The organism is Sphingopyxis soli (assembly GCF_018682675.1).
Classification (GTDB): domain Bacteria; phylum Pseudomonadota; class Alphaproteobacteria; order Sphingomonadales; family Sphingomonadaceae; genus Sphingopyxis; species Sphingopyxis soli.
Genome location: NZ_JAFMTR010000113.1, coordinates 41750 through 68085, shown reverse-complemented (window position 1 = coordinate 68085; position 26336 = coordinate 41750). Strand labels below are relative to the sequence as shown.

Annotated in this window: 22 protein-coding genes; 16 read left to right on the top strand and 6 right to left on the bottom strand. The window is 66.4% G+C overall.

Translation table 11 applies throughout. The annotated features are described in order from the left end of the window. Nucleotides 1-8: 8 nt before the first annotated feature. The 8 genes from pyrG to J1N50_RS17015 all read left to right on the top strand — a co-directional run bounded on the left by pyrG (nt 9) and on the right by J1N50_RS17015 (nt 11292). Nucleotides 9-1640: a CTP synthase gene (gene pyrG, locus J1N50_RS17050; protein WP_215355955.1), complete on the top strand. Its 1632-nt coding sequence runs from the start codon at nt 9-11 to the stop codon at nt 1638-1640. A 38-nt stretch (nt 1641-1678) separates the two neighbouring features. Further along, nucleotides 1679-2365 (top strand): Crp/Fnr family transcriptional regulator, encoded by a 687-nt coding sequence (locus J1N50_RS17045; protein WP_215355952.1) that lies wholly within the window; start codon nt 1679-1681, stop codon nt 2363-2365. 557 nt (nt 2366-2922) lie between these two features. Then, the gene (locus J1N50_RS17040) at nt 2923-4173 is read left to right on the top strand and encodes a lipoprotein-releasing ABC transporter permease subunit (protein WP_215355950.1); all 1251 of its coding nucleotides are present in this window, start codon (nt 2923-2925) and stop codon (nt 4171-4173) included. Beyond that, nucleotides 4166-4843: an ABC transporter ATP-binding protein gene (locus J1N50_RS17035; protein WP_215355948.1), complete on the top strand. Its 678-nt coding sequence runs from the start codon at nt 4166-4168 to the stop codon at nt 4841-4843. The genes J1N50_RS17040 and J1N50_RS17035 overlap by 8 nt, the downstream gene beginning before the upstream one ends. A 27-nt stretch (nt 4844-4870) precedes the next feature. After that, complete coding sequence (locus J1N50_RS17030) at nt 4871-5473, top strand: hypothetical protein (RefSeq protein ID WP_246553709.1); 603 nt, start codon at nt 4871-4873, stop codon at nt 5471-5473. A 1-nt stretch (nt 5474) separates the two neighbouring features. After that, nucleotides 5475-5951, top strand: coding sequence for a glutathione peroxidase (locus J1N50_RS17025; RefSeq protein WP_215355946.1), 477 nt, complete (start codon nt 5475-5477; stop codon nt 5949-5951). Between the two features lie 174 nt (nt 5952-6125). Further along, nucleotides 6126-9614 (top strand): DNA polymerase III subunit alpha, encoded by a 3489-nt coding sequence (gene dnaE, locus J1N50_RS17020; RefSeq protein WP_215355943.1) that lies wholly within the window; start codon nt 6126-6128, stop codon nt 9612-9614. A 73-nt stretch (nt 9615-9687) separates the two neighbouring features. Further along, on the top strand, nt 9688-11292 hold the full coding sequence (locus J1N50_RS17015; RefSeq protein WP_215355941.1) for a long-chain fatty acid--CoA ligase: 1605 nt from the start codon (nt 9688-9690) through the stop codon (nt 11290-11292). Here the strand turns inward: J1N50_RS17015 and J1N50_RS17010 are convergent. The 4 genes from J1N50_RS17010 to J1N50_RS16995 form a co-directional block, all read right to left on the bottom strand. After that, complete coding sequence (locus J1N50_RS17010) at nt 11289-12377, bottom strand: PA0069 family radical SAM protein (protein ID WP_215355939.1); 1089 nt, start codon at nt 12375-12377, stop codon at nt 11289-11291. The two genes, J1N50_RS17015 and J1N50_RS17010, sit on opposite strands and share 4 nt — an antisense overlap. A gap of 81 nt (nt 12378-12458) precedes the next feature. Further along, nucleotides 12459-12983, bottom strand: coding sequence for a molybdenum cofactor biosynthesis protein B (moaB, locus tag J1N50_RS17005; RefSeq protein WP_215355937.1), 525 nt, complete (start codon nt 12981-12983; stop codon nt 12459-12461). Then, nucleotides 12973-14730 carry a lytic transglycosylase domain-containing protein gene (locus tag J1N50_RS17000; protein ID WP_246553707.1) on the bottom strand — a complete coding sequence of 586 codons (1758 nt, stop codon included), beginning with the start codon at nt 14728-14730 and terminating at the stop codon, nt 12973-12975. The genes moaB and J1N50_RS17000 overlap by 11 nt, the downstream gene beginning before the upstream one ends. 12 nt (nt 14731-14742) lie before the next feature. Beyond that, entirely contained in the window at nt 14743-15507 is a 765-nt protein-coding gene (locus J1N50_RS16995; protein ID WP_246553705.1) for a uracil-DNA glycosylase family protein, read from the bottom strand. A 140-nt stretch (nt 15508-15647) separates the two neighbouring features. Here J1N50_RS16995 and J1N50_RS16990 point away from each other — a divergent pair, with 140 nt between their 5' ends. From J1N50_RS16990 to J1N50_RS16955, 8 genes are read left to right on the top strand one after another with little or no spacing between them, the layout of a single operon-like run. Then, nucleotides 15648-17303: an electron transfer flavoprotein-ubiquinone oxidoreductase gene (locus J1N50_RS16990; RefSeq protein ID WP_215355930.1), complete on the top strand. Its 1656-nt coding sequence runs from the start codon at nt 15648-15650 to the stop codon at nt 17301-17303. Between the two features lie 16 nt (nt 17304-17319). After that, nucleotides 17320-18960 (top strand): hypothetical protein, encoded by a 1641-nt coding sequence (locus J1N50_RS16985; protein WP_343227911.1) that lies wholly within the window; start codon nt 17320-17322, stop codon nt 18958-18960. Nucleotides 18961-18968: 8 nt separating this feature from the next. Beyond that, a complete protein-coding gene (locus tag J1N50_RS16980) occupies nt 18969-19808 on the top strand; it encodes a 4-(cytidine 5'-diphospho)-2-C-methyl-D-erythritol kinase (protein ID WP_215355996.1) in 840 nt (279 codons plus the stop codon). After that, nucleotides 19805-20536: an N-formylglutamate amidohydrolase gene (locus J1N50_RS16975; RefSeq protein WP_215355928.1), complete on the top strand. Its 732-nt coding sequence runs from the start codon at nt 19805-19807 to the stop codon at nt 20534-20536. Before J1N50_RS16980 ends, J1N50_RS16975 begins: the two co-directional genes overlap by 4 nt. A 59-nt stretch (nt 20537-20595) precedes the next feature. Further along, nucleotides 20596-22452, top strand: coding sequence for a dihydroxy-acid dehydratase (gene ilvD, locus J1N50_RS16970; protein ID WP_215355926.1), 1857 nt, complete (start codon nt 20596-20598; stop codon nt 22450-22452). Next, complete coding sequence (locus tag J1N50_RS16965; protein WP_215355924.1) at nt 22449-22841, top strand: hypothetical protein; 393 nt, start codon at nt 22449-22451, stop codon at nt 22839-22841. The genes ilvD and J1N50_RS16965 overlap by 4 nt, the downstream gene beginning before the upstream one ends. A 37-nt stretch (nt 22842-22878) precedes the next feature. Then, the gene (locus J1N50_RS16960) at nt 22879-24231 is read left to right on the top strand and encodes an NAD(P)H-hydrate epimerase (protein WP_215355922.1); all 1353 of its coding nucleotides are present in this window, start codon (nt 22879-22881) and stop codon (nt 24229-24231) included. A gap of 1 nt (nt 24232) precedes the next feature. Then, nucleotides 24233-25432: a class I SAM-dependent RNA methyltransferase gene (locus tag J1N50_RS16955; protein ID WP_215355920.1), complete on the top strand. Its 1200-nt coding sequence runs from the start codon at nt 24233-24235 to the stop codon at nt 25430-25432. Here J1N50_RS16955 and J1N50_RS16950 read toward each other — a convergent pair. Then, nucleotides 25429-25881, bottom strand: coding sequence for an MAPEG family protein (locus tag J1N50_RS16950; protein WP_215355918.1), 453 nt, complete (start codon nt 25879-25881; stop codon nt 25429-25431). The two genes, J1N50_RS16955 and J1N50_RS16950, sit on opposite strands and share 4 nt — an antisense overlap. 12 nt (nt 25882-25893) lie before the next feature. Then, nucleotides 25894-26325 carry an MAPEG family protein gene (locus tag J1N50_RS16945; protein ID WP_215355915.1) on the bottom strand — a complete coding sequence of 144 codons (432 nt, stop codon included), beginning with the start codon at nt 26323-26325 and terminating at the stop codon, nt 25894-25896. Nucleotides 26326-26336 lie beyond the last annotated feature (11 nt).

Below are 26336 nucleotides of genomic sequence, written 5' to 3'. Positions count from 1 at the left end.
TTCCTCCCATGGCGCGGTTCATTTTTATCACCGGCGGCGTGGTCTCCTCGCTTGGCAAAGGTTTGATGGCGGCTAGCCTCGCGGCCTTGTTGCAGGCGCGTGGCTACCGTGTTCGCATTCGGAAGTTCGATCCCTACCTCAATGTCGATCCGGGCACGATGTCGCCCTATCAGCATGGCGAGGTCTATGTGACCGACGACGGGGCCGAAACCGACCTCGACCTCGGCCACTACGAGCGCTTTACCGGCGTTGCGGCGCGGCAGAGCGACAATGTCACCTCGGGCCGCATCTATCAGCAGATCATCACCAAGGAACGTCGCGGCGATTATCTCGGCGCGACGGTGCAGGTCGTTCCGCACGTCACCGACGCGATCAAGGCGTTCGCGCGCGCCGAGACCGACGACCTCGATTTCGTGTTGTGCGAGATCGGCGGCACGGTCGGCGACATCGAATCGCTGCCCTTCATCGAAGCGATCCGCCAGCTTAGGAACGAGGAGGGGCGCGAGAACACGCTCTCCGTCCACGTCACGCTGGTGCCGTACATCGCCGCCGCGGGCGAGCTGAAGACCAAGCCGACGCAGCACAGCGTGCGCGAACTCGCGTCGCTTGGCGTTCAGCCCGACATTCTGCTTTGCCGCTGCGAAAAACCGCTGCCGGAAGGCGAACGCGCCAAGATCGCGCAATTCTGCAACGTGCGGAAGGAAGCGGTGATCCCGGCGCTCGATGCCGACAGCATCTATTCGGTCCCGGTGCAATATCATGGCGAGGGGCTCGACAGCGAAGTCCTGCGCGCCTTCGGCATCCATGACGCGCCCGATCCCGACCTGTCGGCGTGGTACGACATCATGGATCGCAAGCAGCACCCCGAGGGCGAGGTCACGATCGGCGTCGTCGGCAAATATGTCTCGCTGCCCGATGCGTACAAGTCGCTCAACGAGGCGCTCGTCCACGGCGGCATGGCGAACCGGGTCAAGGTCAACATCCGCTGGCTCGACGCCGAAATGTTCGAGCGCGGCGACGACCTCGCGAACGAACTCGAGCCGATGCACGGCATTCTCGTCCCCGGCGGCTTCGGCGAGCGCGGGTCCGAGGGCAAGATCGAGAGCGTCCGCTTCGCGCGCGAGCGCAATGTGCCCTTCTTCGGCATCTGTCTTGGGATGCAGATGGCGTGCATCGAGGGTGCGCGGAACACGAGCGGCATCGAACAGGCGTCGAGCACCGAATTCGGCCCGACGAGCGAGCCGGTCGTCGGCCTGATCACCGAATGGATGAGCGCCGAGGGGCTGCAGCAGCGCGGCGCGAACACCGACATGGGCGGTACGATGCGGCTTGGCGCCTATGAGGCGAAGCTGTCGCCGAACAGCCATGTCGCGGCGATTTATGGCGCGAACGAGATCAGCGAGCGGCACCGCCACCGCTACGAGGTGAACGGCGCCTATCGCGACAGCCTTGAAAAGGGCGGACTTGTCTTTTCTGGCATGTCTCCCGATGGCATGTTACCCGAGATCGTCGAGCGGCCGGACCATCCGTGGTTCATCGGGGTGCAATTCCACCCCGAACTGAAATCCAAACCCTTCGATCCGCATCCCCTGTTCCGGGGATTCATCGAAGCGGCGGTGAAACAGAGCCGGCTCGTCTGAGGTCTGCGGGGCGACGACAGGAAAGGGACGACAGGGGCATGGATCACGCGAGACTCGCCGAGCTTCAGGGCCCCGACAGTATCTTTTCCGGTCTGAGCGTCGAGGACTGGGCCGAAATCGCCAGCCGGTCGGTCCAGATCAGCTTCGTGAAGGGCAAGGAGTTGCTCGTCCAGGGCGATCCCGGCGACATGATGCTGATCCTGACCGAAGGCACGGCGCGCGTGTCGATGTTGACCGCGGGCGGGCGCGAGATCGTGCTTGCCTATGCCGAACCCGGCGCGGTGCTGGGCGAGATCGCGCTGCTCGACGGCGGCGAGCGCACGGCTTCGGTGACCGCGACGAGCGCCGGCAGCGCGCTGCAGCTCGGCCGCAACGCGCTCAAGGATTTCGCGGCGAGCCATCCCGAATTCACCTGGTCGCTGATGCAGCAGCTCGCGCGGCGGCTGCGCACCGCCGACCAGACGATCGAAAGCGACCGCGCCTATGCCTCGGGCCCGCGGCTTGCGCGTTACCTCAAGCGCCTGATCCGCAAGGACAGCGCCGAAAAGTCGCACCGCGTCGAGCTCAGCCAGACCGAACTCGGCAATTTCGCCGGGATGAGCCGCGAGCATATCAACCGCCAGCTCAAGAGCTGGGAAGAATCGGGCGTGATTTCGCTGGAGCAGGGCCGTGTGCGCGTGCTCGATGCCGAGATGCTGGAAGATATCAGCGAGTGCGAGGGGTAGGCGCGGGTTCCGACCGGATGCGGACATAAGATCCTCCCCGCTTGCGGGGAGGGGGACCGCCGAAGGCGGTGGAGGGGGCTAGCATCCTGAAGCGGCGCTGCGGGACGACGCTAGCCCCCTCCGTCAGCCGCTACGCGGCTGCCACCTCCCCGCAAGCGGGGAGGATGTGAAGGGCTGGAATCCACCCCAAAGTTGCCGTGGCTGCATACGAAGACTGAGAATCACAACGCCCGGGCCTCTTCCGAGACCCGGGCGCCTGTGACGAACACTCGCCATCCCCCTTGTGCGCAGACCGGCGAAGGATCTGCACTCCCTGGAGCCGGGCCATTTGGCCGCGTTGAACCAGAAGCCATGTGGGTAGGTCGAAGGGGGCGGTTTGTCACCCTCCACGCGCGATTCTGCCTTCTTTTGCGTCCGCTCTGTGGCCGTTGGGCAACATATTGTGCGAATCGCTCGCAAGTGGCGCGGGGATTCGTGGCCATTGCCAGCATCGCCCGCGCTCCCTAAAGCGACGGCATGACCGCACCGCGTATCGCGCTTCCAAGGCCGCCCGCCCGATGATCCTGCGTCCTTACGAACGCGCCATCTTCAAACGCTATCTTCTGCCGCAGCGCGGTGAGGGCTTCATCTTCGTCGCCGCCGCCTTCAGCTTCATTGCGGTGACTTTGGGCGTCGCGGCGCTGGTGATCGTGATGAGCGTGATGAACGGCGTCCGGTCGGACCTGTTCGACAAGATCGTGGGGCTCAACGGCCATGCCGTCGTGCAGGGCTTTGGCGGGCGGCTCGACGACTGGCGGGACGTGCTGCAGCAGGCGAAGGCGACCCCGGGCGTGGTGTCGGCGACGCCGCTGATCGAACAGCCGTTGCTGGCGAGCTTCAGCGGGCGTGTCGAGGGCGTGCTGGTGCGGGGGATGACCGTGCAGGATATTCGCCGGAACGACGTGCTTGGCGGAAAGGTGCTGCAAGGCAGCCTGAACGCGCTGACCCCCAATTCGGGCAATATCGCGCTCGGCAGCGAGTTGGCGCGCAATCTGGGCGCGACGGTTGGATCGACGGTGACGATCATCAACCCGCAGGGGCGGGCAACGCCCTTTGGCACCGTGCCGCGCGAGATTGCCTATCGGGTCTCGGCGATCTTCGAGATCGGGGTGTATGACTTCGACAAGGCCTATGTCGTGATGCCGATGGAGGATGCGCAACTGTTGCTGTTGATCGGCGACCAGGTGGGGATGATCGAGGTCAAGGTGACCGATCCCGACCGGGTCGGCCAAACGCTGCAGCCGCTGGCCGGAAAGGTCGCGGCGAAAGCCGTTATTTCCGACTGGCGATCGATGAACGCGAGCCTGTTCGAGGCTTTGTCGATCGAGCGCGTCGCGATGTTCGTGATCCTGTCGCTGATCATCCTGGTCGCCGCGTTCAACATCATTTCGTCGCTGATCATGCTGGTGCGAGCAAAGACGCGCGACATGGCGATCCTGCGCACGATGGGCGCCCCGCGCGATTCGGTGATGCGGATATTCATCGCGATCGGGCTTTCGATCGGCGTCGCGGGCACGGTCGCGGGCATGGCCATCGGATTCGGGCTGCTTTTCTTCCGTCAGAATGTCCTGCGCGGGTTCGAGATTCTGACCGGGCAATCGCTGTGGGATCCCTCGATCCGCTTCCTGACGGAATTGCCGTCGAAGCCCGATCCGTTCGAGATCACGGGGATTGCGGTCATGACGATCGTCTTCAGCTTTCTCGCGACGCTCTATCCCGCGTACAAGGCCGCGAATACCGATCCGGTGCAGGTGCTTCGCTATGAGTGACGTGGTCCTTGAACTCGCCGGCCTGAAGCGCAGCTTCACCCAGGCCGACGTCACCATCGAGGTGCTGCGCGGGGTCGATGCGAAGCTGAACCGCGGCGAGATCGTCGCGCTGCTCGGCCCGTCGGGATCGGGCAAGTCGACGATGCTGCAGGCCGTCGGCCTGCTCGAGGGCGGCTTCGGCGGCACGATCCGCATCGACGGCGAGGATGTGACGCGCATCGACCAGGGCGAGCGGACGAGGACGCGGCGCGAGAAGATCGGCTTCGTCTATCAGTTCCACCATCTGCTGCCCGACTTTACCGCGATCGAGAATGTCGTGCTGCCGCAACTGATCCGCGGCGCGCGGCAGGCCGAGGCCGAGGAACGCGCGACCGATCTGCTCGGGCGGCTGGGGCTCGCCGAGCGACTGCATCACAAGCCGAGCAAGCTGTCGGGCGGCGAGCAGCAGCGCGTTGCTGTCGCGCGCGCGCTCGCGAACCGGCCTCTGCTCGTGCTCGCCGACGAGCCGACCGGCAATCTTGACGAGGCGACCGCCGACCGCGTGTTCGACCAGTTTGTGAAGCTGGTGCGCGACCATGGCTCGGCGGCGCTGGTCGCGACGCACAATGAACGGCTCGCCGCGCGCATGGACCGCGTCCTGCGCTTGCACGAAGGGCATATCGAGGCGTAGCGTCGCGATTCTGCGGGGAGGGGCCGAATGATCCGTTCGCTATTATTTGCGGGACTGGCTTTTACGGCCGCCCCGGCGCACGCCGGATTTCAGTCTCCTCCTCCGCCGCCTCCGCCGATCCAGCTTCCGCCACCGCCGCCGGCTATTCCGTCGCAACCCGCGCCGCTGGTCCAGCTTCCGTGCGCGGGCCCGGACTATCATGCCTTCGATTTCTGGGTCGGCGAATGGGATATGTTCCCGAACGGCAGCACCACGCGGGTGGCGACCAGCAGCATCGAATCGATGTTCCTCGGCTGCGCGATCCGCGAGACGTGGAAACCGCTGAAAGGCGGGGGCGGCGGCTCGTTCAGCCATTATGACGCCGAGCGCCGCTACTGGCGGCAGGCGTGGGTCGACGCGACCGGCGCGCGGGTCGATTTCGATGGCGGACCGGTTGATGGCAGGATGGTGCTGACCGGCCATTGGGCGAATGTCGTTGCCAAGGGGCAGGACGGCCTTATCCGTATGACCTATTCGAAACAGTCCGACGGGTCGGTGCGCCAGCATGGCGAGCAGTCGACCGACCAGGGACTGACATGGGCGACGAGCTTCGATTTCATCTACAGACCGCGCAAGGCGGGGGAGAAATAATATGGGCCTCTATGATCTTTCGGCGAAGCTGCCGGGCGGCGGCGAGCAGCCGCTGGCCGATTACAAGGGCAAGGTGCTGCTGATCGTCAACACCGCGTCGAAATGCGGCTTTACCCCGCAATATGAGGGGCTTGAGGAGCTCTATCGCGATTACAAGGATCGCGGGTTCGAGGTGCTGGGCTTTCCGTGCAACCAGTTCGGCGCGCAGGAGCCGGGCGATGCGGAGGAGATCGCGAATTTCTGTTCGCTGACCTATGATGTGACCTTCCCCTTGATGGCGAAGATCGACGTCAACGGACCGAACGCCGATCCGATCTTCAAACATCTGAAGGACGAGCAGACCGGGCTGCTGGGTAGCGGGATCAAGTGGAACTTCACCAAATTCCTCGTCGATCGCAACGGCAAGGTGGTATCGCGCCACGCGCCGACGACCAAGCCCGAGCAGCTGCGCAAAGAGATTGAAGAACTGCTGGGATAGCGCCTGTAAAATCCGTTCGCCCTGAGCTTGTCGAAGGGCCGTCCTTCAGTTTGCGACGTTGAAGGAAAGTGCGGTGCTTCGACATGCTCAGCACGAACGGTTTATGTGCAGCGGATGTGCATAATTCGCACACTGACGCTTCCCCGAATCGTCACATATGCCTAGCGTCATCCGATGGCCTACAGCCCCTTCGTTCCCTTGCGCGTTTTCTCCAGCTTTACGATGCTCGAAGGAGCGATCGAGCCCAAGGCGATTGCGAAAGCCGCACGCGATCGCGGGTTTCCTGCGATCGCGGTCGCCGATCGCAACGGTCTCTACGGCGTCATGGCGTTCGGCGAGGCGTGCAAGGCGGCGGGGGTGCAGCCGATCGTCGGCGCCTTCCTGAGCGTCGCGCGGCCGGGACAGCGGCTGGCGAACGGCGCGCCGATGATCGACTGGCTCGCGCTCTATGCACAGGACGATACGGGCTACAACAATCTGTGCGCGCTGGTGTCGGCGGCGCATCTCGGCCGTCCGGTCGAGCAGGATCCGCATGTCACGCTCGCCGACATGGCAGGGAAGACTGACGGCCTCATTTGCCTGACCGGTGGCGGCGAGGGAGCTCTCGCGCGGTTGCTTGCGGGCGAGCAGAAAATCGCGGCCGACGATTATGTCGAGCAATTGGAGGCGCTGTTCGGGGGGCGGCTTTACATCGAACTGTCGCGCCGCAACGACGCGACCGAAATGGCCGCCGAGAACGCGCTGATCGATCTGGCCTATGCCCGGGCGCTGCCGATCGTCGCGACCAATCCCGCCAATTTCGTCGAGCCGCAATTCCACGCTGCGCACGACGCGATGCTGTGCATCGCGCAATCGGCCTATGTCGAGAGCGAGGACCGGCGCGTGTCGAACCCGGAGGCTTGGCTGAAGCCCGCCGAGGCGATGGAGGATGCGTTCAGCGACCTGCCCGAGGCGATGCATAATACGCTCGTCGTCGCGCAGCGCTGCGCCATCATGGCGCCCAAGCGCAAGCCGATCCTGCCCAGCCTTGCAGGCGACCGCGAGGGCGAGGCGGCGCAGCTCAAGGCCGACGCCCATGCGGGGCTGGAGGCGCGGCTCGCGCATTATCCCGACCTTTCCGCCGAGGAACGCGAAGCCTATGTCAAGCGCCTCGATTTCGAGGTCGATGTCATTACCCAGATGGGTTTTCCCGGCTATTTCCTGATCGTTGCCGACTTCATCAAATGGGCAAAGGCGCATGACATTCCGGTGGGGCCGGGGCGCGGGTCGGGTGCGGGCAGCGTCGTCGCCTGGGCGTTGACGATCACCGACCTCGATCCCTTGAAGCTCGGCCTGCTGTTCGAACGCTTCCTCAATCCCGAGCGCGTGTCGATGCCCGACTTCGACATCGACTTCTGCGAAACGCGGCGCGGCGAGGTGATCCGCTATGTGCAGGAAAAATACGGTCGCGACACGGTGGCGCAGATCATCACCTTCGGTAAGCTGAAGGCGCGCGCGGTGCTGAAGGACACCGGCCGCGTGCTCCAGATGAGCTATGGTCAGGTCGACCGGCTCGCGAAGCTGGTACCGAACCATCCGACCGATCCCTGGACGCTCGAACGCGCATTGAACGGCGTCAGCGAGTTAATGACCGAATATAAGCAGGACGACGGCGTGCGCCGCCTGTTCGACATGGCGCGCCAGCTCGAAGGGCTGCCGCGGCACAGTTCGACCCACGCGGCGGGGGTGGTGATCGGCGACCGGCCGCTCGACCAGCTCGTCCCGCTCTATCGCGACCCGCGCTCGGACATGCCGGTGACGCAGTTCGACATGAAATATGTCGAGACTGCGGGGCTGGTGAAGTTCGACTTCCTCGGCCTCAAGACGCTGTCGGTGCTGAAGGAAGCGAAGCGGCTGCTCGCGCTGCGCGGGGTCGATGTCGATCTCGATACGCTCGGCTGGGACGATCCGGCGGTCTATGAACTGCTGCAGCGCGGCGAGACGGTCGGGGTGTTCCAGCTGGAATCCGAAGGCATGCGGCGCACGCTGTCGGCGGTCAAACCGACCAATTTCGGCGACATCATCGCGCTCGTGGCGCTCTATCGCCCGGGTCCGATGGACAATATTCCGTTGTTCGGGGCGCGCAAGAACGGGCGCGAGCCGATCGCCTATCCGCATCCGCTGCTCGAAGGCATCCTCGCCGAAACCTATGGCATCTTCGTCTATCAGGAGCAGGTGATGCAGGCGGCGCAGATCCTCGCCGGCTACAGCCTCGGCGGCGCCGACCTGCTGCGCCGCGCGATGGGCAAGAAGGTTCAGGCGGAGATGGACGCGCAGCGCGACACCTTCGTCAAGGGCTGCGGCGAGCACAACGGCATCGATGCGAAGGCCGCGAACGAGCTGTTCGACTTGATCGACAAGTTCGCAGGATATGGTTTCAACAAGAGCCACGCGGCGGCTTACGCTTTGCTGTCGTATCAGACGGCCTGGCTGAAAGCCCATTATCCGCACGAGTTTTTTGCGGCGTCGATGTCGTTCGACAGCCACCAGACCGACAAGCTGTCGGTCTTCATCGACGACATGCGCCGGCTGGGCGTGGAGGTTTCGGGTCCGTCGATCAACGAGAGCGAAGCCGATTTCTCGGTCGGGCGCGGCGAGGATGGGTTGACGGTGCGCTACGCGCTCGGCGCGCTGAAAGGCGTCGGCGAGAAGGCGATGGAGGCGCTGGTCGCCGAGCGCCATGCGAAGGGCGATTTCGCGAGCCTCGACGATTTCGCGGCGCGCATCGACCCCAAGCTGCTCAACCGGCGGCAGATCGAGGCGCTGGCCGCTGGCGGCGCCTTCGATTGCGTCGAGCCCGACCGGCCGACCGCCTTCGCCGGCGCCGAGGCGCTGCTCGCCTGTGCGAACAGCTCGGCGCACGAGCGCTCGACGGGGCAGGGCGGCCTGTTCGGGGGCGATGTCGCGATCGCCCCGGTGCTGCAGCTGTCGGCGGCCGAGCCCTGGACGCTCGCGGAGCGCATGACGCGCGAGAAGGAGGCATTCGGCTTTTACTTCTCTGCCCACCCGGTCGAGCAATATGAGGCGATCGTCGCGGCACGCGGCGCGCGCTCCTATGGCGATATTTGCGAGAATGTCGACATGACGCCGGGAACGCGCATCCCGATGGTGATGGCGGCAATGGTCGAAAGCGCGCGCCCGCGCGTGTCGCAACGTGGCAACCGCTTCCTCAATCTGACGCTGTCCGACCGCAGCGGACAATTCCAGTCGAGCTGTTTCGACGAGCAGGCGGGAAAGGTGCTCGAGGCGCTGGCGGCTGAAGGCGGCTGCGCGATCCTGTCCGTCGAGCTTGACCTGCTCGAAGGCGAGGAGACGCCGCGCGTTACCGTGCGCGGGGCGCAATCGCTCGCCGAAATAGCGGCGACGGCGGCGTTGCAGCTGACGTGCAGGGTCGACCTGGCCGATGCGGTCGCGGAAATCGCAAAACTGCTCGAACGTCGCGACGATGCGCGCGGCAAGGTGGTCATCGCAACGCGCGATCCGCTGACCGATGAGGATGTGCGGGTGGAGCTTGGCCGGAGCTTCGCCCTCGGCCCCGACACCGTCTCGCGGCTTGAAATGATTGCAGGCGTAACCGAACCCGCTCTTTCGCTGGTCGCGCCGCGCGATTTCAGGGCGCGATAGCCCGCTTCACCCTTGCATAGCACGCATTTCCGGCCCTATTCCTAAGCGGCAACGATAATCGAGGATGCCGAAAATGGGAATGCAGGGTCAGCCGCTGCTCGTCACTAGCCTGATCGATCATGCCGCACGCGAACATGCGGGGCGCGAGATCGTCTCGCGCTGGGCCGATGGCAGCGTCACGCGCTCGACGTGGGGCGAGGTGGGCGCGGACGCCCGCCGCTTCGCCGCCGCGATGGTCAGGCTGGGAATGCAGAAGGGCGACCGCATCGCGACGCTGGCGATGAACCACGGCCATCACCTCGTCAGCTGGTACGGCACCGCCGGCATGGGCGGGGTATTGCACACCGTGAACCCGCGGCTGTTCGACGAGCAGCTCGTCTATATCATCAATCATGCCGAAGACCGCGTGTTGCTGTTTGACGCGGCGTTCCTGCCGATCGTCGAGCGGCTGCGCGACCAGCTTCCCACGGTCGAACATTTCGTGCTGTTCGATGCGCCTGCGCAGGGCGACTATAAATCCTACCGCGATCTGATCGGCGCCGAGGACGGGCGCTTCGAATGGGTGGAACTGGACGAGCGCGATCCGGTCGGGCTTTGCTACACCAGCGGCACGACGGGCAATCCGAAGGGTGTGCTCTACGAGCATCGCTCGAATGTCATCCACGCGATCACCGAGATACAGCCCGACGTGTTCGACATGTCGAACCGCAGCGTGATCCTGCCGATCGTGCCGATGTTCCATGCGAACAGTTGGGGCATTCCCTTCGCGGCGGCGACGGTCGGCGCAAAGCTGGTGTTTTCGGCGACCAACGAGGCGCAGGTGCTGTGCGACCTGATCCACGAAGAAGGCGTGACCCACAGCGCGGGGGTGCCGACCGTCTGGCTGGCAATGTTCGCGCACATGGACGCGACGGGCATCGGCTATGGCAAGCTGTATCGCGTGATCATCGGCGGATCGGCGGCGCCGCGCGCAATGATCGAGCGTTTCATGAAGGCGGGGGTCGACGTCGGTCACGCGTGGGGCATGACCGAAACCTCGCCGATCGGGACGATGGGCAAGCGCCCGTGGAACTGGGACGAGATGGCGTTCGACGAGCGCGTCGATATCGTCTGCCGCCAAGGCTGTCCGCCGTTCGGGGTCGAACTGCGCGTCGTCGATGACGAGGGCAACGAACTTCCGCGCGACGGCGTGACGAGCGGGCGGTTACAGATTCGCGGGCCGTGGATCATCCAGCGCTACTTCAAGGCGGGCGAGGATGCCGCCGACGACGACGGCTGGTTCGACACCGGCGACGTTTCGGTCATCCATCCCGACGGCGTGATGCAGATCACCGACCGCGCGAAGGATGTCATCAAGTCGGGCGGTGAATGGATTTCGTCGATCGAACTCGAAAACGCCGCGGTCGGCGCGCCGGGGGTGCAGGAAGCGGCAGCTGTCGGCGTTTTTCACCCCAAGTGGGACGAGCGGCCGATCCTGCTGATCGTGAAGAAGCCGGGCGCCGAGGTGAGCGAGGCGAGCGTCGTCGATTACCTCAAGGACAAGGTTGCCAAATGGTGGCTGCCCGATGAAGTCGTGTTCGTCGACGAACTGCCGCACACCGCGACGGGCAAGCTGTTGAAGCGCCAAATCCGCGACGATTACAAGGATTACAAGCTGCGGTCTTTGACTGCCGCCTAGAACAGTTCCATCTGGCCGTCGCGCTCGGGCGGGCGGAACAGGTCGCTGCGGAGCGGCGGGAAGCTCTTGTCCATGCCATGTTGGCGCGCGGCGCGCTTGACGCGCTGGCGGATGAGCTGCGGCCAGATGCCCTGTCCCTTCATGCGCGTGAAAAAACCGGGGTCATTGTCGCGCCCGCCGCGAATGTCCTGCACCATATGCATGACCTTGTCGGCGCGATCGGGATAATGCGCCGCGAGCCAGGCGCGAAAGAGCGGCGCGACCTCGAACGGCAGGCGCATCAGGATGTAGGAGGCGCGGATCGCGCCCGCCTCCGCCGCGGCCGCCATGATCGCCTCGATCTCGTGATCGGTGATCGCGGGCACGATCGGCGAGATATTGACCTGCGTCGGCACCCCCGCATCGATCAGCTTGCGGATCGCAGCCAGGCGTCGGCGCGGGTGGGGCGCGCGCGGCTCGAGCGTCCGCGCGACCCGGGGATCGAGCGTCGTCACCGAAATCGCGACGCCGACCAGATTGTCGCGCGCCATGGCGGCGAGCAGGTCGATGTCGCGAAGCAGGCGGTCCGACTTGGTCGTGATCAGCAGCGGGTGCCGCGTTTCGGCCAGCACCTCGACGATCGACCGGGTGATGCCCCATTCGCGCTCGATCGGCTGATAACCGTCGGTGTTGGTGCCGATCGCGAGCGGCGCAACCTTGTAACTGCGTTTGGCGAGTTCGGCGCGCAGCAGCTTGGCGGCGTCGGGTTTGGCGAAGAGCCTGCTTTCGAAATCGAGCCCGGGCGACAGGTCGTGAAAGGCGTGCGTCGGCCGCGCGAAGCAATAGATGCAGCCATGTTCGCAGCCGCGATAGGGGTTGATCGAGCGGTCGAAGCCGATGTCGGGCGACGTGTTGCGGGAAATGATCGTCTTCGGGCGCTCGACGGTAACGGTCGTGCGCAGCGGCGGCGGTGCGCCATCGACGTCCTCCGCCACGTCCAGCCAGTCGCCATCGGCCGTCCGGTCGAGCGATCCGGTGCGGGTCGGGCGCAAATTGGTGGGGGCGCCGCGGCCGGAAACAGGGGGGAGGGGCTTGGCGGATTCCATCGGCAGAAACTATCGCATCGATGGGAACAAAGAAAGAACAAATATTCGTCGGACCCCGCCTTCGCGGGTGCGATCGTTCTTCTATTCCGTCAGCCGTGGCATCAACTCGACGAAGTTGCAAGGCTTGTGGCGGCTGTCGAGCTGGGTCGACAAGATGCCCTCCCACGCGTCGGTGACGGCGCCGGTCGAACCGGGGAGCGCAAAGATATAGGTGCCGCGAGCGACGATCGCGCAGGCGCGCGACTGGATCGTCGACGTACCGATCTTCTGAAAGCTGATCCAGCGGAACAGCTCGCCGAAACCGGGAATATCCTTGCCGTCGAGCCGGTGCAGCGCTTCGGGCGTGACGTCGCGGCCGGTGACGCCGGTGCCGCCGGTCGTGAGGACGACATCGATCTCGGGATTGTCGATCCAATTGTGGAGGCGCGAGACGATCTGGTCGCGGTCGTCGCGGACGATGGCGCGCTCGGCGAGGATATGGCCCGCCGCCGTCAGCAGGTCTGCGAGCTTGTCGCCCGACTTGTCGTCGGCCGCGCTGCGACTGTCCGACACGGTCAGGACGGCGATGCGGACCGGCCTGAACGGCAGGCTTTCGTCAATCGGCATTGGCGAGGCCAGCGGGTCCGGCCCAGGTCAGCCGCACGCGGTCCTTGCTGTCGGGAAAGCGCGGCCATTTGCCCTGCGCGAGCGCGGCGCGGCTGACCGAGGGCTTGCCTTGCTGCGCTTCGTACATCCAGTAATTGCGGAGCACGATGCCGACATAGCCGCGCGTTTCCCAATAGGGGATCGATTCGATGTAGAGCAGGGGGTCGCCGCCATCGCGGATCTCGGTCTGCCAGCGTGCGATCGGCGCGGGGCCGGCGTTATACGCGGCGATGACTTTCGGAAGCTGGCCGCCGATAGAGCTGTCCTTGCTGAGATATTGCAGATAGCGTTGGCCGAAATCCATGTTCACGGCGGGGATCTTGAGGTCGCCGGGCGCGCGGCCGTCGCCGTTCCAGCGCGCGAGGTCCGATGCGGTCCCGGGACGCACCTGCATCAGCCCGGTCGCACCCGCGGGGCTGACCGCCTTGCGCTGGAACCTCGATTCCTGGAGCGTGTGGGCGAACACCAGCGCCGGATCGACGCGCCAGCCGCCATTGGGCTCCCACCTTGGTTGCGGATAGCGCGTCGCGGCCGAAAGCTTGCGCCCCTGCGGCGTGTTGTGCGCCAGGTAAAGTTGCGTTTCGGGCAAGCTGAGCGCCTGCGCCATGCCGATCAGTTGTTCGTGCTGGCGCGGGTCGCCGATGCGGGCCTGATGGCGGAGCAGTTCGTCCGCATATCCATCCTCGCCGATTTCGGCAAAGGCCATCGCGGCGCGGACGTTGGGCAGATCCTCGAGCGCGCGCCAAGCGCTGCGATCGGGGCGGACATTCTCGCGCTGGCGATCGGTTTCGACCCCCAGGGTCTCGGCGGCGAGCAGGCCGTAGAGCGTTTCCTCGTTCGCTGCGGCGGCGCGCAGCCGCGGCTGAACCGAAGCCGGTTCGCCCGAGGCGATCGCGGCGCGCGCGGCCCAATAATAGGCCGCGGCGCGCAATTCGCTGTCGGGCGCTTCCTTGGCGACGCGATCGAAGGCGACGAGCGAGGTGCGATAGTCGCGCAGGCGCCACGCGGCGAGACCCTGCACCCATGCGGCCTGCGTCGCCCAAGCACTGCGGCCCTGCGCCGCGGCGAGCGCGAGGCGAAGCGCGTTCGCATCGTCATTCTCGATATAATAGGACCAGGCGATCTTCTGTTGCCATTCGTCGCGCGCCTCGGGCGTCAGCTTGTCGGCGGCGGCACTGTAAAGCGCTTCGGCGCCGGCGGGGTCGTCGTTCTTGATCCGGTCGGGTATCGAGCGCGCGAGGCCGGATGCCGACGGATCGCTTATGCTGTCCGCGCCGACTCGGCGCGGCGCGCTGCCTGCCCAGGCGAGCCGCGCCTGCGAAGGCAGCGCCGGAATGTCGGTCGCGCCGCGTTTCGCCGCAAGACGGCCGAGCTGGTCGGCCTGCGGCAATTGCGGCGAGCGCGAAAGGATCGGCATGATGTCCGCGACTTCGGCGCGCGGGCTGTTCGCGGCGGTCAGCAGTTCGGCGCGCAGAAAGTCCGCGAGCGGACCATTGTCGTCGCCGATCAGCGCCTTCGCCTCGGCCCACCGCTGGCCTCGGATCGCGGCGAGCACCTGCGTGTAGAGCTGCTTCTGTTTGGCGGAGAGGATGTCGGGCACTGTTTGCGGAGCGGCCCGGAAATCGGACGGGCTCGCATCGGCGGCAAGAGCGGGCACCGAGCCGGCTGCGAGCACGACGACGGCACAGGACAAGAGCTTCGCGGTCATATTCCTCATCTGTCAACGTCCCCGGTTGAACAGTTTCAGACTGTCCCAGGCGGCCGCCTTCTGGGCGGGCCGGGCGAGCAGTATCGCGGGATGCGCGACTGCCACGGTCTCCAATTTGCCGCCATCTTGGTTAATATCGAGTAACTTTCCGCGCGCGTCTGCGAGCTGGAGTTTCGCCGCCATCCGGACGATGTCGCCGCCGATGAGCAGCAAGCGGCCAGGCTTCGCGAGGCGCAGATGGTGCCACAGCAGCCGGTCCAGCTCGGCGGCGTCGCGCTCGTCGATGCGGCCGCCCGGTGGCCGGGTAATCGCGAGGCTGGCGAGATAGCAGTCGCCGCGCGTCGCGCCGACTGCGCCGAGCATGGCATCGAGCAATTGGCCGGCGGGGCCGGTGAAGAGCGCTCCGTCCCGCTGGTCGTCGATTTCGGGCCACGCGGTAAGGAGCATCAATGGCGCCCCGGCGTTGCCGACGGGAAGCACACGGCGCGCATCCCACTGGCTGCCGGGAACATCGGGGTTCGACGCGAGCCAGCTCTGGAACTCGTCCCACGCGCCGGGAAGCGCAACCGGACCCTTTGCGCCGGCCTCGATGGGCGCTTCCTGACGCTGGAGCGCAGCGGGGAGGGGGGCGGGCTCGGGCGCCGCAATCGGCGCGATTCTGGACTTTGCCGCGGTGTCATTCGCGGCAGGCACGTCGAGCCAGCCCGCCGGCGCTTCGCCGACGAGCGCGTCGACCCCGGCCAGCGACCACCAGTCATGATAGCTTTCGGCCAGCAAGGCTGAATTTCGCCCACCCATGAATTTGTTTCAAACAGACAGTTGACGGGCGCGTCAATTGGCGGGCATCGCGTTTCGTGACAGAATGAGCGCCGGACACGATGAATGATCGGCGCGGGGACGGCAGAAAGGTGATTGCGGTGAGCGAACGGGAATCAATGCCCTATGACGTCGTGATCGTCGGGGCGGGGCCTGCAGGGCTTTCGGCGGCGATCCGATTGAAGCAGCTGGCGAACGAGGCGGGCAGCGAGCTGTCGGTTTGCGTCCTCGAAAAAGGTTCGGAAGTTGGCGCGCATATCCTTTCGGGCGCGGTAATCGATCCGAAATCGCTCGACGAATTGCTCCCCGACTGGCGGACGCAGGGCTGTCCGCTCGCCGAGGTTCCGGTGAACGACAACCAGCATTGGGTGCTCACGAAGAACAGGAAGTTCGGCGTTCCGCACTTCATCACCCCCGGATTCATGCATAACAAGGGAACCTATACGGGCAGCCTGGGCAATCTCTGCCGCTGGCTGGCCGAGCAGGCCGAGGGGCTGGGCGTCGAAATATTCCCCGGCTTCGCGGCCGCCGAAATCCTCTATAACGAAGATGGCTCGGTAAAAGGCGTCGCGACCGGCGACATGGGGGTCGCGCGCGACGGCAGTCACAAGCCCGACTATGCGCCCGGACTCGAACTCAATGCGAAATATACCTTCTTTGCCGAGGGCGTGCGCGGGCACCTGACCAAGATGCTCAAGCCGCAATTCGCGCTCGACGCCGATTGCGAGCCACAGGTCTATGGCATCGGGATCAAGGAACTCTGGGACATCGCGCCCGAGAATCACGCGCCGGGCCGCGTCATCCACACGCAGGGCTGGCCGCTCGACGAGAATGCCAACGGCGGCGGCTTCCTTTATCATCAGGCGAACGGGCAGGTCGCGCTGGGTTTCGTAACCTGGCTCAACTATCGCAACCCGCACATCTCCCCCTTTCAGGAGATGCAGAAGTGGAAGACGCACCCCGAGATCGCGAAGATCCTGAAGGGCGGCAAACGCGTCTCCTATGGCGCACGCGCGATCAGCGACGGCGGCTGGCAGTCGGTGCCGAAGCTGGCATTCCCGGGCGGCGCGTTGATCGGCGACACCGCGGGCTTCCTCAACGTCCCGCGCATCAAGGGCACGCACACCGCGATGAAGTCGGGCATGATGGCGGCAGAGGCCGCCTTCGCCGCGGTCAGCGCGGGCCGCGGGTCCGATACGCTCGACGCCTATCAGGCGGCTTATGACGAAAGCTGGGTGAAGAAGGAACTGAGCGTCGTTCGCAACGTCCTGCCGCTGGTCGAGAAGTTCGGCGACCTCGCCGGCACCATCCTGTCGGGCATGACGATGTGGCTCGAAACGCTGGGGATCCGCGTCCCCTTCACGATGAAGCACCATCCCGACAACACGACCCTTTACCGCGCCGACCAGATGCCGAAACCCGATTATCCGAAGCCCGACGGCGTGCTGACCTTCGACCGCCTCTCCTCGGTGTTCCTGTCGAACACCAACCATGAGGAGGATCAGCCGGTTCACCTGCAGCTCAAGGATCCGTCGATCCCGGTCGAATATAATCTGCCGATGTACGACGAACCTGCGCAGCGCTATTGTCCCGCAGGCGTTTACGAGATCGTCGGACAGGACGAGGGCGACCCGAAGTTCGTGATCAACGCGCAGAATTGCGTCCATTGCAAGACGTGCGACATCAAGGATCCGACCCAGAATATCAACTGGGTCACTCCCGAAGGCGGCGGAGGCCCCAATTACCCGAACATGTAAGTCCGCTTGCTGGCTTGTGGCCGTCGGCGTCCTTGCGGCGGCGGTTCCCGCCGAAGCCGCGAGCGACGGCGGCGCGGCGGTCAATGCGCTGGTGCGGGCGCGGCTGGCCGAGGATGCGGGCGATCCCGCCGCGGCGCTGTCTGCCCTGACCAGCGCCGCCAGCGCGGCGCCCGACCTTCCGGGGCTTCGCGGGCGGATTTTGGAACAGGCGATCCAGGCGGGCGACCTGATCGCGGCGCGCGGCGCTGCCGCGCAGCTCTGGGCAAACGGCGAACGCCGCTTCGACGCGCAGCTTGTGCTTGTCGTCGACGCGATGAAACGGTCCGACTGGAAGGGCGCGCGCGCCTTTTTGGGGGGGCGGCCCGACAAGACCGGCGGCGATGCGATCGCCAATCTGGTGACGCCGGCGCTGAACAGCTGGATCGACGTCGGCGCGCGCGAGAAGGAACCCGAGCGGCACCTGATCGCGGCGCTGTCGCGCGGGCGGCTCGAACCGACGCTGGCGCTCGAAGCGGCGCTGGTCAGGGTTGCGGCGAAGCAGTCCACCGAAGGGGCCAGGCTGGCGGCGGACACGGTGCTGAGCGATCGCACGAGCCAACTCGCCGCGTTGCGCCTGGCGGCGACGCTCGATGCTGCGGGGCAGGCCGACGCCGCGAAGGCGCTGCGCGGACGGACCGCGATGGCGGCGGGCGGGCGCGAAGACCCGATGCTGCTGCTGTCGGGCCAGCCGGTGACGACGGCACGCGGCGGCGCGGCGCACTGGCTCGGGCTGCTCGCCGACGGGCTGGCGCGGACCCCAAACGGCAGCCCGAAGCTGCCGCTGTTGTTCGCGCGGTCCGCCTATTGGCTGGGCGATCAGGATTGGACGGTACGCTCGGCGCTCGTCGAGGCGCTCGATCGCAACGGGCAGGGGCGCGATGCGATGGCGCTGCTGGCGGACAGCCGGACCGCGCAGCCCGCGGCGCTGCAGATGCGTCATGCCGAACTGCTCGCCGAGGCGGGCGATATGGCGAGCGCCGTAAAACTCGCCGACGCAGCCGCGCGTGCCGAGCCGGTGGCGCGCAGCCTGCTCATCCGCTTTGCCGATATCGCGCGCCGTGCGAACGATCCCGCGGCCGCGGAACGCGCCTATATGGGGCTCGAAGCAACGCTGGGCGATGCACCGGACGATATGTCGCTGCGCGGTTCGCTGCTGATCGCCCGCGCCGAGTTGAAGTTGCAGGCCGGGGATTGGGACGGCGCGGAGCCGCTGATGGAAAAGGCGGTCAATCTGCGCCCCGGCGATGCAACGATCCTGAATTTTGCGGGCTATTCGGCGCTTGAGCGCCGCAAGAACGTGAAACAGTCGCTCGCGCGGATCGAGGCGGCGTGGAAGGCCGAGCCGCAAAGCGCGAGCATCACCGATTCGCTCGGCTGGGCCTATTTCCTGACCGGCCGCATCGACGATGCGGTGCCTTTGCTCGAGCTGGCGCAGCGCGGCGAGCCGGGCAATGCCGTGATCGTCGAGCATCTGGGCGACGCCTATTGGCAGGCGGGCCGGCGGTTCCAGGCGCGCTATACGTGGCGCGCAGCCGCGCTGCTGGCCGAGGCCGACATGGCGGCGCGGATCGAAGCGAAGCTGCGCGACGGGCTGAGCGCCGCTACCACGGCGCCGTGATGGCGGACATGCAGGAAAGCGGCTGGGCGAAGATCAACCTGGCGCTCCACGTTCGCGCGCGACGGAGCGACGGCTATCATCTGATCGAGACCCTGTTCGCCTTTGTCGACCATGGCGACACGATCGCAGCGTCGCCCGCCTCCGCCGACAGTCTGTCGATCAACGGAGAGTTCGCCGGGGGGCTAGGCAATGGCCCCGACAATCTGGTGCTGCGCGTGCTGGCGCTGCTTCGCGAGCGCTATGGCTCCGAACGCGTGCCGCCGCTGGCGTTAACGCTGGCCAAGAGGCTCCCCGTCGCGGCGGGGATTGGCGGCGGGTCGGCGGATGCGGCGGCGATGGCGCGGCTCGTGCGGCGGCATTTCCTGCCCGAACTGGGCGACGCGACGCTGGCGCGGCTGGTGAGCCCGCTCGGCGCCGATATCGCCGCCTGCATCGCCAGCACGACATGCCTTGGCGTCGGGGTCGGCGACGAATTGAGTCCGGTTCCCGAGCTGATCCTGACCGGCACCCCCGTGCTGCTCGTCAATCCGCGTCAGCGGGTATCGACGGGGCCGATTTTCGCGGCATGGGACGGCGTCGATCGCGGTCCGCTGTTCACCGGCGCCGACATGCGCGCGCAGCTGTTCACGGCGCGCAACGATTTGCAGCGCGCGGCGATCGCGCAATGCCCGGCGATTACCGATGTGCTGACCGAGCTTGGCGCGCGCCGGCCGTGGCTGGCGCGCATGTCGGGATCGGGCGCGACCTGTTTCGCGCTGTTCGACGCGCCTGCGGAGCGCGATGCGGCGGCGGTGCGGCTCGCGGAGAGCCATCCGCATTGGTGGCAGATGGCAGGGACGCTGCGATGAGCGAGGCGTGGCGTCAGCTCGGGACGCCGCGTGCCGGCGGCATCCTGTTGATCGGCGACCATGCGTCGGCATATGTGCCGCCGGATATCGATCTCGGCATCGATCGAGCGTTGCTGCGCGAGCATATTGCGATCGATCTGGGCGTTGCCGAGGTGGCGGCGCTGCTCGTCGAGGCGGGCGTTGTCGATGCGGCGATCCTCGGCGGCGTGTCGCGGCTCGTGGTCGACTGCAATCGCGATGAGGACGTCCCCGGCGCCATTCCGATCGCGAGCGATGGCCATGCCATTCCCGGCAATGCGCTCGACCATGCGGGGCGTGAGGCGCGGCTGGCGCGCTTCTTCCGGCCGTATCATACGCATATCGCGGCGACGATCGCGGCGCATCGCCCCGCGATGATCCTGTCGCTGCACAGTTTTACGCCGGCGCTGGCGAGCGATCCGGCGCAGGCGCGCCCGTGGCACGTCGGGGTTCTCTACAATCAGGACGACCGGCTTGCGGGGCCGGCGATCGCCGCCTTGACCGAGGAGGGGCTGAATGTCGGCGACCAGCTTCCCTATTCGGGCAAGCTGCTCAACGCGACGATGAACCGGCACGCCGAGGCAAACGATATTCCCTATGTGGGCATCGAGATGCGGCAGGATCTGGTGCGCGATGCGGCGGGTCAGGCACGGTTCGCCGAACAATTGGGACGTATGTGCAGGAAAGTGGCATTGTATATCGCCGAATAGGCGTGTAATGGCGCCTTTCTTCGCTAATTTGTGAAATAAAATTATCAGAAAGTTGTCAAATGCCTTCTTATCGTTCGCGAACCACCACCCACGGCCGCAACATGGCGGGCGCGCGCGGGCTCTGGCGCGCGACGGGAATGAAGGACAGCGACTTCGGCAAGCCGATCATCGCCGTGGTGAACAGCTTTACCCAGTTCGTGCCCGGCCATGTCCACCTCAAGGATCTTGGCCAGATGGTCGCGCGCGAGATCGAGGCCGCCGGGGGCGTCGCCAAGGAATTCAACACGATCGCGGTCGATGACGGCATCGCCATGGGGCATGACGGGATGCTCTATTCGCTGCCGAGCCGCGACCTGATCGCCGATAGCGTCGAATATATGGTCAACGCGCATTGCGCCGACGCGATGGTGTGCATCTCCAACTGCGACAAGATCACGCCGGGAATGCTGATGGCGGCCCTCAGGATCAACATCCCCGTGGTGTTCGTCTCCGGCGGCCCGATGGAGGCCGGCAAAGTGGTGCTCAAAGGCAAGGAGGTCGCGCTGGACCTCGTCGATGCGATGGTCGCCGCCGCGGATGAAAAATATACCGACGAGGAGGTGCAGACGATCGAGCGTTCGGCGTGCCCGACCTGCGGCAGCTGCTCGGGGATGTTCACCGCGAACTCGATGAACTGCCTGACCGAGGCATTGGGGCTTTCGCTGCCGGGCAATGGCTCGACGCTGGCGACACATGCCGACCGCAAGGAGCTGTTCCTGCGCGCGGGGCGGATCGTCGTCGAAATGTGCCGCCGCTATTATGAAGAGGGTGACGAGCGCGTCCTGCCGCGCAGCATTGCGAGCTTCGAGGCGTTCGAGAATGCGATGAGCCTCGACATCGCGATGGGCGGGTCGACGAACACGGTGCTCCACTTGCTGGCCGCGGCGCACGAGGCGGAGGTCGACTTCACGATGGAGGATATCGACCGGCTGTCGCGCCGCGTGCCGTGCCTGTCGAAGGTCGCGCCGGCGAAGAGCGACGTCCATATGGAGGATGTCCACCGCGCCGGCGGGATCATGGCGATTCTCGGCGAACTCGATCGCGCGGGTTTGCTCCACGCGCATCTGCCGACGGTGCATAGCGCGACGCTGGGCGATGCGCTGAGCAAATGGGATATCGCGCGGACGAACGATCCCGACGTGCAGAAATTCTTCCTCGCGGCGCCCGGCGGTGTGCCGACGCAGACCGCGTTCAGCCAGGACCGGCGCTGGGATTCGCTCGATCTGGACCGGGAAGGCGGCGTGATCCGGTCGGCGGATCATGCGTTCAGCAAGGATGGCGGGCTTGCGGTGCTGACGGGCAATATCGCGCTCGACGGCTGCATCGTGAAGACCGCAGGTGTGGATGAGAGCATCCTGAAATTTTCGGGTCCGGCGAAAGTCTATGAGAGCCAGGACGCTGCGGTGGCCGGCATCCTGACCGGACAGGTCGAGGCCGGCGACGTCGTCGTCATCCGCTACGAAGGGCCGAAGGGCGGTCCGGGGATGCAGGAAATGCTGTATCCGACGAGCTACCTCAAATCGAAGGGGCTCGGTGCGGCCTGCGCGCTGATCACCGACGGGCGCTTCTCGGGCGGCACGTCGGGGCTGTCGATCGGCCATGTCTCGCCCGAGGCAGCCGAGGGCGGCGCGATCGGGCTGGTCGGGAATGGCGACATGATCGAGATCGACATTCCCGCGCGCGCGATCAACCTGATGGTCGCCGACAGCGTGCTGGCCGAACGCCGCGCCGCGATGGACGCGAAGGGCGAGGCCGCCTGGCAGCCCGCGAAGCCACGGCCGCGCAAGATTTCGGTGGCGCTGGAGGCTTATGCGGCGATGACCACGAGTGCGGCGCGCGGCGCGGTGCGCGATCTGTCACAGCTCCGGCGCAAATGATCGGGCGCCTCTTCGGTCCGGCCTGCGCATTGCTGCTGGTGTCGGGTTGCAACGGCGCACCCGAAAATGGCGCGCTGGCCGAAGCCGAGGCGCGCGGGTCGAACGACGCCCTGAAGGACGGGCGCATCGAATGCGCGCTCGAAGGGGCGAAGGGATTCGACCGCACCTGCACCATCGACGAAATGAGCGGCGCCGACGGCGCGATCCTGGTCGTCGGCAAGCCCGACGTCGGGTACCGCCGCCTGCAGATCGCGACCGACGGGCGCGGCGTGATCTCGGCCGACGGGTCGGAGCCCGCCAAGGTCACGATCATCGGCGACGGGGTGATCGAGGTCGCGGTCGACGGCGACCGTTATCGCCTGCCCGCGAACACGAAGGGGCCGAAGTAGCGCGACTTTTGGTTCGGGCGTGCTAGGATCTGCGCCGATGTCCGTTCCCGCCGACGCCCCGATTCTGACCAGCAGTGCGATGCGTGACGCCGAAGCGGCCTGTGCGGCGTCGGGCACCTCGCTTTCCGAGCTGATGGACCGTGCGGGTGCGGCGGTGGCCGATATCGCGTGGCGAATGGCGGCGGGGGCGCCGGTTCTGATTCTGTGCGGCCCAGGCAACAATGGCGGCGATGGCTATGTCGCGGCGCGATTGCTCCGTGAGCGCGGGGCGAATGTTCGCGTTGCGGCGCTTGCGCCGCCGACCACCGACCTTGCGAAGGCGGCGCGGGCGAAGTGGGCGGGGGCGGTCGAACCGATCGACGAGACGCTTGCCCCGGCGCCCGTGGCGGTCGATGCCCTGTTCGGCGTCGGTTTGACGCGGCCGTTGGCGGCCGAGCTGGCCGGGCGGCTTCGGGCGCTGGCTGTTCGCCGCGTGATCGCGGTCGATGTGCCGAGCGGTGTCGATGCCGACGGTGAGCATGATTGGGCGCCGCCGCTTCCGGCGCATGTGACGGTGGCGCTGGGGGCGCTGAAGCGCGCGCACGTGCTGTTGCCTGCGGCGCAGCATTGTGGACGCGTCCTGCTCGCCGGGATCGGGATCGTGTGCGATGCGACGATCCGCACGCTGCCGCGTCCGCCCGCGCCGCTACCCGGCGTTACGTCGCATAAGTTCAGCCGCGGGATGATGCTCGTTCGCGCAGGGCCGATGCCGGGCGCTGCGGCGCTTGCGGCGGCCGCAGGCTTACGCGCCGGGGCGGGTTACGCGGTGCTGAGCGGAGCGGATACGGCGCCGCTGTCCGCGATCATCGCCGAAGATGGCGACCATTATCCGGCGCGGCTCGGCGACAAACGGGTCGGGGCCGTGGTCATCGGTCCGGGCTATCCGGCCGGCATGGCGCTCGATCGCGATGTCGCGTCCGCCATCGACAGCGCCAGGCCGCTGGTTCTGGATGCCGCGGCGATCGACGCCGCGCTGCCGCGACTGCGCGGGGGCGGGCTGACGGCGATCCTGACCCCGCATGAGGGCGAGTTTGTGCGGGCCTTTCCCGGCGCCGAAGGGGGCAAGATCGATCGCGCGCTCGCAGCGGCTGCGGAAACGGGATCGGTCGTGATCTACAAGGGCGCCGATACCGTCATCGCTGCGCCCGACGGCCGCGTTGCCGCGGCATGGCCGGGCAGTCCGTGGCTCGCGACGGCGGGGACGGGCGACGTGCTGGCGGGCGCCTGCGGGGCCATGCTGTCGCGCGGTGGTGACCCCTTCGATGCGGCCGTCCAGGCTGCGGCCTGGCATATTGCGCGCGCGGCGCATATAGGCCCCGGGCTTGTCGCCGACGATCTGGTTGGGGAATAGAATGACAGACAGTACGCCGATCAAGCGCATTGCCGCGCGCGGCGATGGCGTGACTGCCGACGGCCGCCATGTTGCGGGCGGCGTGCCGGGCGACCGGCTCGCCGCCGACGGGACGCTGCTGCCGGGGCCGAACCGTGCCGAGCCGGTGTGCCGCCATTTCGGAAAGTGCGGCGGCTGCCAGTTGCAGCATGTCGCCGATGGGGCGCTGGCGGATTTCGTGCGTGACCGCGTCGTCGGCGCTCTGGAAGGGCAGCAGGTCGAGGCGGGCGCCATACGGCCCGCGTTGATCTCCCCGCCCGCGAGCCGCCGCCGCGCGGCGCTGACCGCACTCAGGATCGGCAAGCAGGTCGCGCTCGGTTTCAACGCTGCGCAGAGCAACCAGATCGTCGACATGCGCATGTGCCCGCTGCTGCTGCCCGAGTTGTTCGCGCTGGTCGCGCCGGTCCGCACCCTGCTCGGCACGATCGCGCCCCAGCGTCGCCCGGTGAAGGTCAAGTTGCAGATGCTCGACCAAGGCGCTGAAATCATCATCGAGGGCGTGAAGGCCGACGGGCTTGACGCGGCAATGGCGCTGCAGGATTTTGCCGGAGGGCATCGGCTGGCGCGGCTGGCGATCGATCAGGGCGACGGGCTGGAGACGGTCTGGCAACCCGAGCCGCCGACGATGCGCTTTGGCGACATATCGGTCGAAGTGCCCCCCTTCGCCTTCCTGCAGGCGACCGCGACGGGGCAGGCGGCGCTGGTCGACGCGGTGAGGCGCGCGATCGGCGATGCGGCGGCGGCGGCTGACCTGTTCGCAGGGATCGGAACCTTTGCCCTGTCGGTGCAGGCGGGGCGGAAAGTCTATGCCGCCGAGGGCGCGCGCGATGCGATTGCAGCGCTGACCGGCGCGGCGAACCGCGCACGAGCGCTGGTCGCGACCGAACATCGCGACCTGTTCCGCCGCCCGCTCGTTCCCGCCGAGCTCAATCGGTTCGGCGCGGTGATCCTCGATCCGCCACGCGCGGGCGCCGAGGAGCAAGTAAAGCAGATCGCGGCGTCGACGGTGCCCGCCATTGCCTATGTCAGTTGCAACCCCGCCAGCTTCGCGCGCGATGCGAGGTTGCTCGTCGCAGGCGGCTATCGCCTCGACTGGGTGCAGCCGGTCGGCCAGTTCCGTTGGTCGACCCACGTGGAACTGGCCGCGCGATTCAGCCGCTAGTGGGCGAACAGTCCCGAGTGGAGCACGAAGCCCATGAAGGCATGGATGCATAGCGCAATCAGCGCGAGGCTGGCGAGCGCGAACACGCCGAAGCGCCACATGACGCGGTTGACCGTCGCCTGGATCAGGCTGTGCAGGATGCGCAGGCCGACATAGGCCCAGGCAAGCTGGGCGTTGAGCCCGCCGCCCATGCCGCCGACCGCCAGTGCCAGCGCAACGGCGTAGAAGACCGTCGGCTGTTCCATCAGATGGTTATAATTGTGGGCCTTCCACTGCACCTCGGCGGGCAGCACCTCGTCGAGGCCGCGACCGGTGGTGCCGACGAGATTCTTGGCGTCGATCTTGGCACGCTGCATCGCGGGGATGCGCGTCGCATACATCCACACCCACATGACCATCGACCAAAGCGCGAGCGTCGCGACCGGCCCCAATATGGCATTCGTTCCCATTTTCTCTCCCCCTCAACCCAGAGTTGCGATGACGGCCAGTACGGCCAGCGCCAGCAGGAACAAGGTCGCCACCAAAAAGATGGCGAAGCGCACCGGAATGCGGTTGACCGTCGACTGCCACAGGCTGTGGACGATGCGCAGCACGACATAGGCCCAGGCGAGCCCGCGCGTCAGCTCGGTGTTGCCGCCCGATAGCTCCAGAAAGACGAGGACGGCGTAGAAGATCGTCGGCTGTTCGCAAAGGTGCGTGTAATTGTGCGACTTCCAGTTGGTTTCCGGCGGCAGCACGCCCTCCAGATCGACCCCGCGGCCGCCGGGCGGCGCTGCCTTGATGTCGATGCCGAGCTTGGAAAAGGCCTGAAAGCGTGTCACGCCGGCCCAGGTCAACATGACGATCGTCCAGAGCGCGAGCACCGCGCCGGGTGCGAGCAAACTATCCGACATATGGCTCCCCC

Excerpts from the sequence above, each read along its gene's own strand:
- J1N50_RS16975 (WP_215355928.1), top strand. The coding sequence starts at position 19,805 with ATGAGCGAGGCGTGGCGTCAGCTCGGGACGCCGCGTGCCGGCGGCATC.
- J1N50_RS16945 (WP_215355915.1), bottom strand. The coding sequence starts at position 26,325 with ATGTCGGATAGTTTGCTCGCACCCGGCGCGGTGCTCGCGCTCTGGACG.
- J1N50_RS17040 (WP_215355950.1), top strand. The coding sequence starts at position 2,923 with ATGATCCTGCGTCCTTACGAACGCGCCATCTTCAAACGCTATCTTCTG.
- J1N50_RS16960 (WP_215355922.1), top strand. The coding sequence starts at position 22,879 with ATGTCCGTTCCCGCCGACGCCCCGATTCTGACCAGCAGTGCGATGCGT.
- J1N50_RS16950 (WP_215355918.1), bottom strand. The coding sequence starts at position 25,881 with ATGGGAACGAATGCCATATTGGGGCCGGTCGCGACGCTCGCGCTTTGG.
- J1N50_RS17030 (WP_246553709.1), top strand. The coding sequence starts at position 4,871 with ATGATCCGTTCGCTATTATTTGCGGGACTGGCTTTTACGGCCGCCCCG.
- J1N50_RS17015 (WP_215355941.1), top strand. The coding sequence starts at position 9,688 with ATGGGAATGCAGGGTCAGCCGCTGCTCGTCACTAGCCTGATCGATCAT.
- pyrG (WP_215355955.1), top strand. The coding sequence starts at position 9 with ATGGCGCGGTTCATTTTTATCACCGGCGGCGTGGTCTCCTCGCTTGGC.
- dnaE (WP_215355943.1), top strand. The coding sequence starts at position 6,126 with ATGGCCTACAGCCCCTTCGTTCCCTTGCGCGTTTTCTCCAGCTTTACG.
- J1N50_RS16965 (WP_215355924.1), top strand. The coding sequence starts at position 22,449 with ATGATCGGGCGCCTCTTCGGTCCGGCCTGCGCATTGCTGCTGGTGTCG.
- J1N50_RS17000 (WP_246553707.1), bottom strand. The coding sequence starts at position 14,730 with ATGACCGCGAAGCTCTTGTCCTGTGCCGTCGTCGTGCTCGCAGCCGGC.
- moaB (WP_215355937.1), bottom strand. The coding sequence starts at position 12,983 with ATGCCGATTGACGAAAGCCTGCCGTTCAGGCCGGTCCGCATCGCCGTC.
- J1N50_RS17045 (WP_215355952.1), top strand. The coding sequence starts at position 1,679 with ATGGATCACGCGAGACTCGCCGAGCTTCAGGGCCCCGACAGTATCTTT.
- J1N50_RS16980 (WP_215355996.1), top strand. The coding sequence starts at position 18,969 with ATGCAGGAAAGCGGCTGGGCGAAGATCAACCTGGCGCTCCACGTTCGC.
- J1N50_RS17010 (WP_215355939.1), bottom strand. The coding sequence starts at position 12,377 with ATGGAATCCGCCAAGCCCCTCCCCCCTGTTTCCGGCCGCGGCGCCCCC.
- J1N50_RS16955 (WP_215355920.1), top strand. The coding sequence starts at position 24,233 with ATGACAGACAGTACGCCGATCAAGCGCATTGCCGCGCGCGGCGATGGC.
- J1N50_RS17035 (WP_215355948.1), top strand. The coding sequence starts at position 4,166 with ATGAGTGACGTGGTCCTTGAACTCGCCGGCCTGAAGCGCAGCTTCACC.
- J1N50_RS17025 (WP_215355946.1), top strand. The coding sequence starts at position 5,475 with ATGGGCCTCTATGATCTTTCGGCGAAGCTGCCGGGCGGCGGCGAGCAG.
- ilvD (WP_215355926.1), top strand. The coding sequence starts at position 20,596 with ATGCCTTCTTATCGTTCGCGAACCACCACCCACGGCCGCAACATGGCG.